Consider the following 15,056-nt stretch of genomic DNA (forward strand, 5'->3'; position numbering starts at 1 on the left):
GTCATCAGTCTCAGTTGAACTACCATATATTGTGCCAAAGAAAATGATAACACAATATATTGATGACGTCAAGATATAAAACTTCTAAATGTACAAACAAAAATAACCTTGTATAAAGAAGCGCAATCAACTCCATACAAGCGTTATTTTAGGATTCTCCATTCGTGACAGTAAATTTGATATGCGAATAATCTTTTTCTAAATCTTTTCCTTTCAAAAAAGCCGTCGCATCTTTTTTAATCTGAACGAGGTCAATTCCTTGCGCCTGTGCTGCAAATACACAACCACAATAACATTGGCGGTAAATGTCGTACTCCTCGCACATTTCGACTGAGCGCTTATAGCCTTGATTTTTCTTGAAATCACTAGGAAGATACTGCGTTGCATAAACTTTCTGTACTTCAATTCCAACGCTATTGATTGTCTGCGAATTTTTATGAGGGCTGATTGTCAAGGCACTTCCAAAATAGTCAAATCCCAAATCAACCGCCACTTGTGCCGTTTTATCCAAGCGATAATCATAGCAAACTTTACAACGATCGCCACCTTCCGGCTCTTCTTCCAAACCGTGTACTGTCCGGAAAAATTCCTGAGGCTCATAGGGAGCTTCTAAATATTGAACATGATTACCAGTATTTTCATTAAAATCGTGAACAAATTTTTGAGTAACATAGGCACGGCGTTGGTATTCTGCTTTGGGGTGAATATTTGAATTGGCAAAATAAACCGTCACGTCCGCATACTGGGTCAAATACTCCAGCGTATAAGTTGAGCAAGGTGCACAGCAGGTGTGCATCAAAATCGTAGGACGCTTCTGGTCTGCTTTCCAAACTTTGACCATTTTTTGCATCACGCGGTCGTAATTGATCTTTTGATTGGGATTCATTTTACTCAGAATTTCTTCAACATCAATCATTGTTTTCTCCTTAGAAATGTATCACTATTTTACCACAGAAAAGGAGCAGAGACAAATAGACAAAAGAGAATGGCTTTGTCAAGTGGTACTAATTTATTAAGTAACAGCAATAAATTCCTAATATTCATCGAACATTTTTGGAACTTCTATTTTTACTTTGTATCCTTTTTGTCTTCTATATGAAATCAAGCTAAAAAAGAGGTTGAGACAAAAGTTCCCAACCTCATGCATTTTATAGTTTGGCTTGCAATACACAGTGGTTGGTTGGATAACCTTATCCCTTGTTATACCGGTGATAGCGGCTATCCTAACCAACTGTGCAAAGGTAAAAGTCAAAACAGTCCTGTGGACTATTTTAGGTCAGCAACTAGAAATTGGGACTTGCTGAAAAATCAAATTCTTCGAATGATTGATTTCTGTCCCACTCTCAAAATTGAACATGGGTAAGAGCTGCATTTCAAAAAGTATTTAACTAGCCACATATTCAGACATTCCCACATCTCTTTATTGTCCCACTTAAGGTAATTATGGAGCGAGTAGGACACTCTGACCCTGAAACTACTCTAGCTATTTATAATCACGTCACAAAAAACGCAAGAAAAAAAGCTATAGACGCTCTAAACAAGTTATAATCTTTTGCCCCTTTTTTGCCCCTCCTTGCCTTTAATCGTGTTTCAGAAAATAGTAAAACCCTTGATATTACAAGGGTTTTAGTTATATATTACATCATGCCGCCCATCATACTTGGATCCATTGCTGGAGTTGGACTGGCTGGTTCTGGTTGGTTAGCAACAACTGCTTCAGTTGTTAAGATGAGGCTCGCTACTGAAGCTGCATTTTGAAGGGCAGAACGAGTAACCTTGACTGGGTCAATAATCCCAGCATCAATCATGTTCACCCATTCACCTGTAGCAGCATTAAAACCAGTTCCAGCTTTCGAATTTTTCAAGCGGTCAATGACGATAGAACCTTCAAATCCTGCATTCAAAGCGATTTGGCGAACAGGTTCTTCTAACGCACGAAGAACGATGTTGCGACCAGTTGCTTCGTCACCTGACAACTCTAGCGCTTCAACGGCACTTAAAACATTGACAAAGGCTGTTCCACCACCTGAGACAATTCCTTCTTCAACAGCGGCGCGAGTTGCATTGAGGGCATCTTCGATGCGGAGTTTCATTTCTTTGAGTTCTGTTTCTGTTGCAGCACCAACTTTGATGACAGCCACACCGCCTGACAATTTCGCTAAGCGTTCTTGGAGCTTTTCACGGTCAAAGTCAGACGTAGAACTTTCGATTTGGGATTTAATAACACCCACACGGTTAGCAATCGCTTCGGAATCACCAGAGCCTTCAACGATAACAGTGCTATCTTTGTCCACAGTCACTTTTGAGGCTTGTCCAAGCGCTTCAATCGTTGCATCTTTCAATTCCAGACCAAGATCTTCTGTAATTACTGTACCACCAGTCAAAATCGCAATATCTTCTAACATAGCCTTACGACGGTCTCCGAATCCTGGCGCTTTCACAGCGACTACATTGAAAGTACCGCGGATTTTATTTAACACAAGAGTTGGAAGAGCTTCACCGTCTACATCATCTGCGATAATCAATAATGGACGACTAGTCTTCAAGATATTTTCCAACAAAGGAAGAATTTCTTGGATATTAGAAATCTTCTTATCTGTAATCAAGATATATGGATTATCTAAATCAGCAACCATTTTTTCATTATCTGTTACCATGTATTGAGAAAGATAGCCACGGTCAAACTGCATACCTTCCACAACATCTAGCTCTGTTTCCATTCCTTTTGATTCTTCAATAGTGATGACACCGTCGTTGCCAACTTTTTCCATAGCTTCAGAGATGTATTCTCCGACTTTTTCACTGCGTGATGATACGGCTGCAACTTGCGCAATGGCTTCTTTATTAGAAACCGGAACAGAATTTGCTTTTAAGGCTTCAACAGCTGTTGCAACAGCTGTTTCAATACCACGACGAATGCCGATTGGGTTTGCACCAGCAGTTACATTTTTGATTCCTTCACGGACAATTGCTTGCGTCAACACAGTCGCAGTAGTTGTTCCGTCACCAGCGATATCATTGGTTTTTGATGCAACTTCTGACACCAACTTAGCTCCCATATTTTCAAAATGATCTTCGAGTTCGATTTCTTTTGCAATGGTGACACCGTCATTTGTGATGAGTGGTGAGCCAAATGATTTTTCAAGAACGACATTGCGCCCTTTAGGGCCTAAGGTTACTTTAACGGTATCTGCCAAAATATCAACACCACGCACCATGGCGCTTCTTGCATCTGCTGAAAATTTAATATCTTTTGCCATTTTTACAATTCCTCTTTCTATAAATTTTTATTTATTCAACAATCGCTAGAATATTTGCTTCATTGACAACGAGGTACTTTTCTTCGCCGTCTTTGACTTCAATTCCTGCGTGGCTTTCAACGAGAACAGTATCATCGACCTTCACGCTTGGAGCAACGAGTTCACCGTTGAGCGTACGAATTCCTTCCCCGACAGCTATAACTTTTGCCGTCTTCGTTGCATCTTGTCCTGCGCCTGCAATGACAAAGCCACCAACTTTTTGTTCTCTTTCTTCTACTTTTAGGACCACACGGTCGCCTAATGGTTTAAGCATTTGTTTACCTCCAATATCTTGTTTTAGCACTCTATATACACGAGTGCTAATATTTACATTTTCTATTGTATCACTTGGTCAGAAATAGTCAAGAAAAAAACTCTGTCAAACGACAAAGTTTTTAGGGGGAAAGCAAATAAGTTTTTATTGGATCAATCTTAATTTTTCTTCAAAATCGTCAATAACTTTTTTAATATTCAATCGTCCTTTATAAATACCATAACCAAAGACAAGCATTGCTAGAATCCCTAGGACCGCTAGGATCGTTCCAGCAATGAAGCTAATAAAATTGGTCTGACGGAAGAAATAAACCAGAACAAGACCGATACTAGTAATAGTAAAGAAGAGACTAAACCAACGCCCTAGATTTTCAATCATGTGTTTTTGGTATTGAATTTCCGTTTCATATCCTTGAATCAATTCTTGTTCTGTCATATTTTTCTCCTATTTAGTATTTCAATCCTGGATTGAAGAAGCCAACCAATACACCAAGAAAGGCCACTACAACGAGAAGCAACATTACTTTGATTGGTGAGAGATTTTTCTTCGCCATCAACCACCAGCAAAAGACGATAAACAAAGCTGTCAATAAACCTGGATAAACACCGTCTAATTGGCTTTGTAAAACCAAGAAGGCTTTCCCTGAAGAATCTTTCAATTTGAAAGCTGTCTTAACAGGTACCCATGTCGCTGCAACCGCACCGATGACCATACCACCAATGATAGACACCGACTTACGGATAGCTTGTCCTTGAGGGCCTACAAGAAATTCAACTGCTTTATCTCCTAGTTCGTACCCTTTAAAGTAGGCGAATTTCATACCAAAGTAGGCGAGCAAGTTCCAAACCACGATATAGAAAATCGCACCAAGTGGTGAACCACCGTTTGACAAACCGAGAGCAATACCTAGTATAATCGGAATCAAAGTACCAACAATCAGTGAATCACCAATTCCTGCAACAGGTCCCATGAGACCAGCACGAAGACCGTTGATTGTTTCATCATCTACTCCATCAGCCCCATTCGCGCGCGCTTCTTCTAAACCTGCTGTAATCCCTACAATCAATGCACCTAATTGCGGCTCCGTGTTAAAGAATGCGGTGTAGGTGTGCATTGCTTTTGCTTGATCTTCTTTTTTAGAATATAATTCTTCCACAATTGGTAACATTGAAGCCAGATATCCAAAGGTTTGCATGTGTTCTTGTGAGAAGCAAGTTAAGTTCCCATAATACCAATGATGAAAAGATTTTCCTAATGTTTTTTTCGTTAATTTAACCATTTTAAATATCCTCCTCATCGTCATCATCAAAACTTGCACTGGCAGCCGCTTGTGCTCTTACATTTTTCGCCATTTGAATTTCATAGAATAATACTGCAAAGATTAATGAAATGACTGCACAAGATACAAGGTTAAGTCCTAATGAAGCTGCTAAAGTAAATCCAACAAAGAATGGAATGAAATCAACAGCTTTTTCAACGATTTGTTTTAAGAGGATGGCAATTCCGACACATGGAAGGAGAGAGCCGACCGTAAAGAGGGTTTTCATTGGAATACCATCTAATGGAAGAGCTGTTTTTAAAGCAGCAACCGCATCAGCACCTAATTTACACATAATAAGCGTTGGCAAGAATGAGAATACTAAGTGTGAAATCCAAGGAAAGCCCCAGTCTACCATGTACAGGCGTTTAAATTCACCTTTTTCAACAGCTTTCCAACCAATATGTTGCCAAAGTAGATTCATAGTAGCTGTACCATAGAAAAGAACTGTACCGACTGTACCAACGAGTGTTCCCATTGATTTAGCCAAGTTAGCAGCGTCTGCAGAGTCAAGTGATAGTCCTTGTGATTGAATAGCAACCATTGCCAGAGGAATCCCAATATAAGAAACCGCACGAACGTCAGCTGAAACAGTACCGCCAGGTGTTACCAAAGCGATGTAAACAAGTTGCATCGCAACCCCACAGATGATACCTAATTTCACATCTCCTAAGATCAGTCCTGAAACAAGACCACCTACAAGTGGGCGCCCAAGAGTATAGTTACCAATGGAAGTACCACCTAGACCAGGCATAGATGATAGACAGGCAAATAACCCTAGTAAAGCGGCTTGAAACCACGAAATTGTCATAATAAAGCCTCCTTAATGCTTATTATATTTTGTTAAAAACCAAATTTAGATTTGAAATCGTCCCAGTAGCCAATAGACACATCTGGCAAGAGTTGGAATTTCACTTTATAGCCAGCTTTTTGAATCGCTTCAAGTGCTTCCGCTTCCTCTTGTGTGATGGATTGGTTGTTTCCTAATTTAATAGCTCCTGGACGGTCATTGGCTGGACCAACGATGATTTCTTTGATATCACCAGGCACAAAACCTTGATCAACTAGTATTTCTTTCATATCAATTGAATTTTTAGTAATCAAGAAATAGCGACTATCGGAATCCAATACCTTTTGTGATTTTTCTTTCCATGCTTCGTTTGTCCAAACGAATGTTTTTTTATCAGAAGCTGCTTTGTAGGCTTGTTTCAAAACTGCATTTCCTGCTGCAGCATTATTGACAGCAACTAAGCCGTCACAAGGATATTCCTTTGCCCAGCGAGTTACTGTTTGACCGTGAATCATACGGTCATCAATACGTACAAATGAAATTGTCATGATAAATCTCCTTTTTAATCTTTTTTTAAATATCGTCTTCATCCTCTTCGTCACTAGCAACTACATCAAATTCTTGCAGCGCTACGGATGCTTCTGAGAGAATGGCTTGTGCCAATTCTTTTCCTTCCAACATATCTTTCATCACTAAGCCTGTGAGTGCCATTGTCAAATTGAGACCACCAAGTACGACTGCAGTGTTTAACTTGCCAAGTTCTGATAAAACATTGCAAGCTGTCGTCAAAGGACTTCCTCCGACAATGTCTGCCAACACCAAAACCGTATCTTCTGTTCCCAGATTTGCTAACGCTTGACGAAAGTCAAGAGCGAAATCTTCAACAGACTTGCCTTCTTTTAGGCCTACTGCAACGACTTGGTCGGTCTTATCCCCAGCGAACATCCTCAAAGAGCTTTGCACACCTTCTGCTAGTCCACCATGACTGACCAGTACTAGATATTTCATGTTCTTTCCTCCTTCATTTCCTAGCCTTATTTTACCAAACATGGAACCGATTTCATATTGTCGAATGTCACTTTGTAAAGATGACATTTGTTAGTTAAAATATGACAAATGTCATATAGTTTTTCAAAAAGAAAAATAGCCAGCTTTGAGTTCAAAAATCTCTCATCTGACTATTTTGATATTTATTCTTCGTTAAACCTCTATTTGCCTGTTTCTTCCATTTCCCTTTGAATACTTGGCAAGCGACTGTCGATTTCATTGTTCTTGAGAGCATTTTCGAGTAAGTGATCAATGCGTTCCAGAGAGTGATAATCCACATCTCGACTAATATCTAAGACAGAATGTTTCATCATATGATCCAATCTTTGAGAAGTCAATGAATTCAGCCCAAAATCATCTGCTTGTAAAATCTTTTTCGTCTGACTGCTTTTAACAACTGATAGCAAGACAGATGTTCCTTGCGACTTTTCAAATAAATTCTGTTGAGTTTTTTGATTTTGACACAATAATTTCATAAATTCCCAAGCTAATTTGTCCTGTTTTGTCTTTGAAGACATGGCAAAAAGGGACGTTTTCACTTGTGTTGCAGGAATTCCTGCTTTAGCAGCTGGCATGGGAATACAAGTCCAAGAAAATCTAGAATATTTTGCCACATGGTAGGGATAGGGTTTGTAGGTTCGATATTGAGCCAAACTCATTGGATAAAAGGCGACCTTACCTTCATCAAAATCATTTGACGTTACCTTGTACCGTTGATTTAATGAATCCAATTTACTGATAAAGGAGAGTGCCTGATGCATTTCGACACTATCAACATTAACACCATTTTGATTTCTTAAATGCCCGTTATACGCCACCAAGGCTTGCTTCCAAGTATAATCCGTAATGCCATACTGGTCAATCAGACTGTCACCATCTGTATCCTTTGTTACTTTTTGACAAATCGCATATAAATCCTCTAAAGTCCAATTAGAGTTAGGAATTGAAATGCCTTCTTTTTCCAGCAAATCCTTATTGACACACATCATGACAGGGTTACTTTCAATCGGCAAAGCATAACTGCGCCCCTGATACTGTCCAGCTTGGTAGGCAACTGAATAGTAAGCCGCGGCTTCTTCCTTACTAATCAAAGAATCCAAAGATTTGAATGCTCCAGAAGATGCCAACATTGAAAAATCATTTTCAGGCACCATAAATACATCTGCCTGCTCACCTTTTAGAATCTTTTCTGCTAGCCAATTGTCATAGTCCTTTTTAGGAATTCCACTCTCATAAACGACCTTGACATTGGGATGTGACTTTTCAAATTGGCGAATAATATTGTCTAACACTCTATTCTCACGACTATTCGGAACGTCCCAGCTGCTGCCTGCATACACTTCAATTCGCAAAATCTTTTTTTGATTGGAAGTCCATAAAACAAAGCTAAGGGTCACTAAAAGGAGAGCCGAGACGAACATCGTCAAATACCTCATCCGCCACTTCATTTGTCATTGTCCTTACTAAAATCACGTTGGGTAACACCTGTCTGCACAGCCCAAATAGCTAATTGCGTGCGATCTCGCAAATTTAATTTCGTCAGAATACCTGACAAGTAATTCCGCACTGTCCCTTCAGACAAGAACAACTTCGCTGCAATTTCCTTGTTTGAAACTCCAAAACCAATTTGTTGGATAATCTTCCACTCAGTCTGACTCATATCTTCTACATTTTCTTCCGCAACAGAAATGGCAAAATTCGACTGCGCCATTTGTGAAAAGATTTTAAACACTTTGCTAGCAATGTTCGGATTAATCATAGCTCCGCCTTTGTGAACCGTTTGAATAGCTTGATACAATTCTTCAGTAGAGACTCCTTTTAAGATATAACCAGAAGCACCATATTTTAAAGCAGAAAAAATGAAATCATCGTCATCAAAAGTTGTTAGAATAATAATTTTGATATCTGGATAGTGTTCTTTGACTGCCTTTGTATAGAGAACACCGTCCATAACAGGCATTCGAATGTCCATTAAAATCACATCAGGGTGTACATGATGCAGTTTGTCAAGCACTTCTTTGCCATCTCCGACTATTCCCACTACTTCAATATCTGGATGTGCCGATAAAACAATCTGTAAAGACTCACGAATCAAGGCTTGATCATCTGCTATTAAAACTTTAATCATTTTTTCCTCCTATTTTCGGAATTTCAATATGAGTATAGAAACCGTTGCGATTTTCAAAATGAACATTCCCACCAATAATCGCCAAACGCTCCTGCATTTGTTTGAGACCATAACCATAGTAAAGCTCATCAAAGCCGACTCCATCGTCTTGAATGGTCATGATATAATTCTCTTCTTCTAATAACTCAATCCAAACCGTTTTGGCATGCCCATGCCGTACCGAATTGGTAATGGACTCTTGAATCACCCGAAAGACAATATCTTCTTTTGCAATATCTAAATCAATTGTGGCCCATTCATAGCGAAAATGAATTTCCAAATTAGAAATGGCTTCATATTCTCGAATAATTTTGAACAACGCTTCCTTTAAGCTATTATTTTCTAAAGCACCAGGTCGCATTTTATTGAGTGAACCTCGCACATCACGGATACCGTCTCGCACAACCACAGAAACATTTTCTAACTGTTCCTTAGCACGATTTTTGTCAATATCCACCAATACTTTAACTGCATCAATCCCCGCAGAAATCCCTGTCAAAGCATGCCCTAGCGTATCATGAATTTCTCTAGCGATTCGCTTTCTTTCACGGTCTTCTGCGATTTTTTCAGATAAGGCTAAATAACTATTCAACTCGCGATTGGCTTGTGCGGCCATGCGTAGCTCTTCTTCAATATGATGTTTTTCGGTCATCGCAGATAAAATATAAAATAGTAGAGAAATCATAAAGACAACTAGATTCAGTGAAAAGAGAAAATTCTTTCCAAAAAGGAGAGCCATGCGAATGGATTCTGGACAAAAGCGAATGTAGGTATCTAACGAAGGCAATTTAACAAAAAGTGACATCAAATCATAGTTGGATAAGAGCAACATAGTAAAGCTCAAAATGATAAAGGAAAACCAATATTTCCGATCTTTTGAAGTGTTGAACTCCTTAGAACCGTAAAAAATATCCGCAAAAACCAAGAGAATCAGACCATTATAAGAAGAATGCAGGACAGAAAAGATAACTAACATCAGCAAAATCTCAATAATAGTTACTTTATCATAAACGGATAGCTGATTTGGGTGTTTCTCGCGGTAATAAAATACTAATAGCAAGCAAGCATAAAAGATAATAGCTAACCAAAAACTAAAGCTCGGCGAGCCTGGGATAGCATCCAAACGCCCCAATAGTGAATGAGCATAACCTCTTGCGACCACGTAATTCGTCGCAAAAAGATAAATAGAGGCATTATAAACAATGGCAATAAAATTGATGACCATTAAAGCAATTTTGCTATAAAAAATACTTTTATTTCGTCTCATTATTGCCACCCTGTAATTGTATATTGCCCGATGTTATCTTTATTCACCAAATGAACAGGAATCAGGTACTCCTTTTTGTAAGATTGATGCTTCATCATGCGCTCAATCACTTCTGTCACCTTTCCGCCCATTTGAATCGGAGACTGGGCAACCGTTCCTTGAATATCATTGGTGTTGGCAAGGAAATTCTTAATATCAGGCGAGCCATCTACGACATAAATTGCAATATTGTCTGTCACACCTTGATCTTTTATGGCTGCGAGAGCTCCGATTGCAGCACGATCATTTAAAGACATGACCACATTAAATTGCATTCCTTCGTTCAATGCCTTTTTTACTTGAGGCATACTTTCTTCCGTCTGCCCCAATGTTTCCCGCTTAGAAACCACCTGATAAGCAGGATGCCCTTTAATCGTATCTAAAAATCCTTGAATCCGATCCATCGCAGACACAGCGTTATGATGTTCCAATAGTAAAACCTTCGCACTTGACAATCGTTTCATCATATCGTTTGCTATCAACACACCGGCTTGATAATTGTCTGACACAATAGTAGTATCAACTTTAGCATCTTTGCTAACAGGTGCATCCACAACAATAATCTTGATTCCCGCTTTTCTGGCTTTATTTAAAGAAGTCAGAATCTTTGGACTGTCACTCTTAACTGGGTTTATAACAATCACATTTACTCTTTCTTGAACAAAATAATCAATCTGCTGACTTTGCTTGTCTTCGTCTAATTCTGGGTCCCGCACATAAAGCCGATTGCCCTGTTGATTCGTTTTTTTCTCAATCTCCGCATTTAAAGTTTTATAAAAATCATTATTCATCGTCATATAGGTTGCTCCTATCTTGACCTGTTTACTATCTGATGAAATTCCCTTTACATAGAGAAAAACTAAGCCCGTCAAAACAAAAACTAATAGAGAAAATAATAGATATTTACGACAATTGCGATATTGCTTTTTTCCTTTACCTGCTCTCATTTTTTCTCCTTATCAACAGCAATCTTAAACAGAAAACTCTGGTTTAGCTAGGTTTATTATATTATATTTATACAAAAAAACAAAATTTAATATGAATATGAAAGAGCAGAAATGGCTGATTGTAGATACAAACAATCACTACTTTCCATTTTATATAATAAATAAACAAAACCACTCAAAAACTTGAAATTTAATGTCTGAACTCATTCCTTCAGCATATTCCAATATAACAAACACAAAGGCGATGGAACCACGAAAAGACGAACAAAAGTCCAATTAGCTACCGCATCAAGAGGCTATTTCTACCAAAAAACGAGACCGGGACTCTTTTGTCCCAGCCTCAAATCTTTCCTAATTTACTACAAAATTTGTATTATATAGGTGTAAAGACAGATTACAAACTTGCTTACAATTTTGAAATCTATTTTTGACATTGTAAAGAAGTTCTATTATTTCTTCTTAGTATCAAGTCATTTAGTTTTGCCAACTTGCTCTTTTGGTTTGTGCTTCTTCACTACTTGTTATCTTATGATTTTCTCCACTTTCCCAAATAATTTGTCCATCTTTATTTTTCTTAATAAACTTATATTCTATGTTTTTATTTTTGGGTAAATTGATATCATAAAACCATGAAGGGTACTGTGCAATCGATGCCGTTGCATTAAACATAGGACCTATAGCTTTATTGGCATCCCAATTTCCCAATTCACTAACATTTCCGACAACGTATAAATTTTCACCCGGCAACGTTTGAGCGTTGTCTGCAATTAATCTTACAGGAATTTGCTTTCCTGTTAAAACCTCAAAGTCTGAATAGGTCCCCTTTTCTCCTCTTAAATTTGAAACGTGAATTGCATATTTACCAGCTGCTACTTCAGGTATTAAGACTTTTATCAAAGTATCAGACCAACTCAACACCTTCGCATTAGTATCTCCAAATTTAACTTGACCTTCCTTGTTTCCAAAACCTTCTCCAGTAATTGCTATTTCATTGCCAACACTGCCTATTGATGGATCTATATCCCCCACAGATAACTTCGTTGTTTGAGAATTATCATAAGTCCATACCCCAACACTGCCTGCTTTTAATTCAAAAGGAGTAACCGAATTATCTGAACGAACTTGTATGTTTCCTGCAGCCATCATAGAAGCTAGTTTATCTACATAATCTCCTTTAGGTAAATGGGGCTTTAAATTATCTATATGATAACTTTTATCTCCTTTATTGACAGCTACTATTGCAACACTATTCCCAAAGTGCCGCTCAAAAATTAACACATCCTGATTAATCCATCGCTCAACTGTTTGACCATATGCTAGTGCTTTATTCGATTTTCTCAATTTTGAAAGTTTGCTAATAATTTGATAGGCATCTGTTGTTTGATTAAATGAAGTAATATCAGAACGATTATATGGGGCACTCTCACCTTTATCATATTGCTCACTACCGTAATAAATAGTTGGAACTCCACGAGAAGTCAGTAATAGAGCATAAGCTTGATTGACAGCAGTCCGATTGCCATTAACTATCGTTGAAAATCGGCTCATATCATGATTATCTATGAAAGTGACTTGATCATTTACTTCTTTGTAATCGGATTCCGTTTCTTTTATGACATTATAAAAGTCTTGCATAGTATAGGAAGGATTCGTAAATAAACTACGAACTGAATTTGCAAATCTAAAATCTAATAAGCTCATCCCGCTATTATTAGCAAAATATAATGATTAAACATCTATTTAATTTTCTATTTTTCATTATTTTACCCTCATTTTACTGCCCCTGCAGTTAAACCTTTTACCATATTTTTGATTAATAAGAAATATAAAAGTACAATTGGAACTGCTATAAAAACGCTTCCTGCCGCAAATCTTGCAAATTCAGTCTCGTCAAGATTCATCAACCCGACTGCAACTGTATAAAGATTTTTTTCTTTTAATAACAATTTAGGAAGAATAAAATCACTCCAAGGCCAAGCAAAAGCTGTTAAAGCTGTGTAAGTAATAATTGGTCTAGATAAAGGTAAATGAACATGCCAAAAGATTTGGAAACTAGTTGCTCCATCTATTCTAGCAGCTTCATCAATACTATGAGGAATTGTATCAAAAAATCCTTTTTGTGTTAAATATCCTAGTGGTGCAGCAGCACTATAAATCAAAACTAAGCCCCACAATTGATTAATGAGGTTAAATTGTGTCATTAAGAGATAAACTGCAATCATTCCCATAAATGAAGGAAACATTCCCAATACCATTGTTATCTTCATCAACGATTTTTTACTTTTAAAATCAAATCGGGACATAGAATAAGCTGTTAAGATAGTTAACACAGACCCCAAAAGACAACTACTTCCTGAAATAAAAAGAGTATTCAAAAACCATCTAGGATAGTTATATAGCTTTGTATCATTGAATAAAGTTATAAAACTGTGCAGACTATAAGATTTTGGAAAAAAACCTTTAAAGGAATAAATTGTTCCTGAACGAGAAAACGAAGCCAATATCAACCAAATACAAGGAAACAGAAATATTAAACTGACTAATAATATTAGAACATACAAGCTAGAACTTTCAATAAACCTTTTCATTCTTCTCATGAAAACCTTCCTCCCTCCTTGTAAGATGATGTACGCACATAGACCGTCAATGAAATAGCTGAGGTAATCAAAAAGATAATCAAACTAATGCTAGCACCAATACTATAATAATTATTATCTATTGATAAGTTATACAGCCAATTAATTAATAAATCTGTATCGCTTGCAAGGAAGTAATTTTTAAGATATAAGCTTCCTCTTAAGAAATAAAAAATACCAAAATTATTAAAATTACCAACAAATTGTCCAATTAAAACCGGAGTTGTTGCTGTTAAAATATAAGGTAAAGTAATCTTCCTAAATTGCATCCATTTATTTGCACCATCTATTCGAGATGCTTCATACAAGCTTTCATCTCGGTTCGCTAACATCCCTGTCACTAATAGCATAATGGAAGGTATTCCTATCCAAGCATTAACAAGGAGTCCAATGAATCTTGCAGACCATTTTGCATCTACATCCAAAAAACCAATAGCTTTATGACCGAATTGCTGAATAAGCTGATTTATAGGACCACCGTAAGAAAACATGAACTTAAAAGCCAGTAAACTGATAAAACCAGGAATAGCATAAGCTAAAATTGGAAAAGCTCGCCATAAAGTCTGACCTTTTACACGCTTATTGGTAAAAAGAAGCGCTAAACCAATTCCACCAAAATAATTTAAGAAAGTCGATAGAACACCCCAAATAACATTCCAAGATAAAATTTTAAAAAACGTCGGAGCAAATTGAGAAAGAGAAATAATTTTTACAAAATTAGCCAGACCCACCCAATCAACTAACATCGGAGGAACAACTTTGCCTCCATAGTTCGTAAAAGCAATTAAAATCATAAATAAGATAGGTAAAACACTGAATAACAAAACTCCTAACACAGGTAAAAATAATACAAATGCCGGAAAGTTTTTATCAGTCAGTATAGCTAATTCTTCTCGAAAGTTGGGAAGTTTTTTACCTTTCTTTACCATTCTTTCTATCTGTAAACAATCTTTTACATTTAAGATGTAGAGGCATATAAATACAGACAGAAACAAAAAACTCAAAATCCCCATTAAGAGAATAATAATAGAGTTGTCTCCTTGAATGCCAAGCCAAGTATCTGTTTCCTCTGTTCCTAAAGTAAAGAAATCTGTTATGTCTTTCCAACCTCGGCTAATGAAATAAAATAAATACAACAGTTCTATGAGGAAAAAGAGACATCCCTTTATTTTTTGACCATAAAGAAACTGTCCTACTCCCATACAAATAAAGGAGAGTTTAGTTTTGAAAGTAGATTCCTTGAAACTTTTGAGATTTTTCTCCCACATACTA

15 protein-coding genes and 1 pseudogene are annotated in these 15,056 nt (G+C 37.3%); 1 reads left to right on the forward strand and 15 read right to left on the reverse strand.

Annotated features, from left to right (window positions below; genetic code table 11):
* Positions 1-148 precede the first annotated feature (148 nt).
* On the reverse strand, positions 149-916 hold the full coding sequence (locus HMPREF2876_RS08655) for an epoxyqueuosine reductase QueH (protein ID WP_024052623.1): 768 nt from the start codon (positions 914-916) through the stop codon (positions 149-151).
* Between the two features lie 462 nt (positions 917-1,378).
* Between HMPREF2876_RS08655 and HMPREF2876_RS10975 the strand changes: the two are divergent.
* A pseudogene (locus HMPREF2876_RS10975) lies at positions 1,379-1,548 on the forward strand (site-specific integrase); the annotation flags it as partial.
* Positions 1,549-1,637: 89 nt separating this feature from the next.
* Here the strand turns inward: HMPREF2876_RS10975 and groL are convergent.
* The 14 genes from groL to HMPREF2876_RS08730 all read right to left on the reverse strand — a co-directional run bounded on the left by groL (position 1,638) and on the right by HMPREF2876_RS08730 (position 15,052).
* Positions 1,638-3,260 (reverse strand): chaperonin GroEL, encoded by a 1,623-nt coding sequence (groL, locus tag HMPREF2876_RS08665; protein WP_024052620.1) that lies wholly within the window; start codon positions 3,258-3,260, stop codon positions 1,638-1,640.
* 31 nt (positions 3,261-3,291) lie between these two features.
* Complete coding sequence (gene groES / locus HMPREF2876_RS08670; RefSeq protein ID WP_024052619.1) at positions 3,292-3,573, reverse strand: co-chaperone GroES; 282 nt, start codon at positions 3,571-3,573, stop codon at positions 3,292-3,294.
* 144 nt (positions 3,574-3,717) lie between these two features.
* Entirely contained in the window at positions 3,718-4,008 is a 291-nt protein-coding gene (locus tag HMPREF2876_RS08675) for a hypothetical protein (protein ID WP_024052618.1), read from the reverse strand.
* 13 nt (positions 4,009-4,021) lie between these two features.
* Positions 4,022-4,852, reverse strand: coding sequence for a PTS system mannose/fructose/sorbose family transporter subunit IID (locus HMPREF2876_RS08680; RefSeq protein WP_022525277.1), 831 nt, complete (start codon positions 4,850-4,852; stop codon positions 4,022-4,024).
* A gap of 1 nt (position 4,853) precedes the next feature.
* Positions 4,854-5,702, reverse strand: coding sequence for a PTS mannose/fructose/sorbose/N-acetylgalactosamine transporter subunit IIC (locus HMPREF2876_RS08685; protein ID WP_070584695.1), 849 nt, complete (start codon positions 5,700-5,702; stop codon positions 4,854-4,856).
* 32 nt (positions 5,703-5,734) lie between these two features.
* Positions 5,735-6,229 (reverse strand): PTS sugar transporter subunit IIB, encoded by a 495-nt coding sequence (locus HMPREF2876_RS08690; protein ID WP_070241519.1) that lies wholly within the window; start codon positions 6,227-6,229, stop codon positions 5,735-5,737.
* Between the two features lie 25 nt (positions 6,230-6,254).
* Positions 6,255-6,689 (reverse strand): PTS sugar transporter subunit IIA, encoded by a 435-nt coding sequence (locus tag HMPREF2876_RS08695; protein WP_042754111.1) that lies wholly within the window; start codon positions 6,687-6,689, stop codon positions 6,255-6,257.
* 200 nt (positions 6,690-6,889) lie between these two features.
* Positions 6,890-8,176 (reverse strand): ABC transporter substrate-binding protein, encoded by a 1,287-nt coding sequence (locus tag HMPREF2876_RS08700; RefSeq protein ID WP_070584697.1) that lies wholly within the window; start codon positions 8,174-8,176, stop codon positions 6,890-6,892.
* Positions 8,173-8,856, reverse strand: coding sequence for a response regulator transcription factor (locus HMPREF2876_RS08705; protein WP_070584699.1), 684 nt, complete (start codon positions 8,854-8,856; stop codon positions 8,173-8,175). The genes HMPREF2876_RS08700 and HMPREF2876_RS08705 overlap by 4 nt, the downstream gene beginning before the upstream one ends.
* Positions 8,849-10,162: a sensor histidine kinase gene (locus tag HMPREF2876_RS08710; RefSeq protein WP_024052612.1), complete on the reverse strand. Its 1,314-nt coding sequence runs from the start codon at positions 10,160-10,162 to the stop codon at positions 8,849-8,851. Before HMPREF2876_RS08710 ends, HMPREF2876_RS08705 begins: the two co-directional genes overlap by 8 nt.
* Entirely contained in the window at positions 10,162-11,148 is a 987-nt protein-coding gene (locus HMPREF2876_RS08715; protein ID WP_070241517.1) for a substrate-binding domain-containing protein, read from the reverse strand. The genes HMPREF2876_RS08710 and HMPREF2876_RS08715 overlap by 1 nt, the downstream gene beginning before the upstream one ends.
* A gap of 474 nt (positions 11,149-11,622) precedes the next feature.
* The gene (locus HMPREF2876_RS11150) at positions 11,623-12,849 is read right to left on the reverse strand and encodes a carbohydrate-binding module family 20 domain-containing protein (protein WP_083307006.1); all 1,227 of its coding nucleotides are present in this window, start codon (positions 12,847-12,849) and stop codon (positions 11,623-11,625) included.
* A gap of 68 nt (positions 12,850-12,917) precedes the next feature.
* On the reverse strand, positions 12,918-13,745 hold the full coding sequence (locus tag HMPREF2876_RS08725) for a sugar ABC transporter permease (RefSeq protein ID WP_070241515.1): 828 nt from the start codon (positions 13,743-13,745) through the stop codon (positions 12,918-12,920).
* Positions 13,742-15,052 (reverse strand): carbohydrate ABC transporter permease, encoded by a 1,311-nt coding sequence (locus HMPREF2876_RS08730; protein ID WP_024052608.1) that lies wholly within the window; start codon positions 15,050-15,052, stop codon positions 13,742-13,744. The genes HMPREF2876_RS08725 and HMPREF2876_RS08730 overlap by 4 nt, the downstream gene beginning before the upstream one ends.
* Between the last annotated feature and the right edge of the window lie 4 nt (positions 15,053-15,056).

The sequence above is a fragment of the Streptococcus sp. HMSC073A12 genome (genome assembly GCF_001812815.1).
Taxonomy (GTDB): Bacteria; Bacillota; Bacilli; order Lactobacillales; family Streptococcaceae; genus Streptococcus; species Streptococcus vaginalis.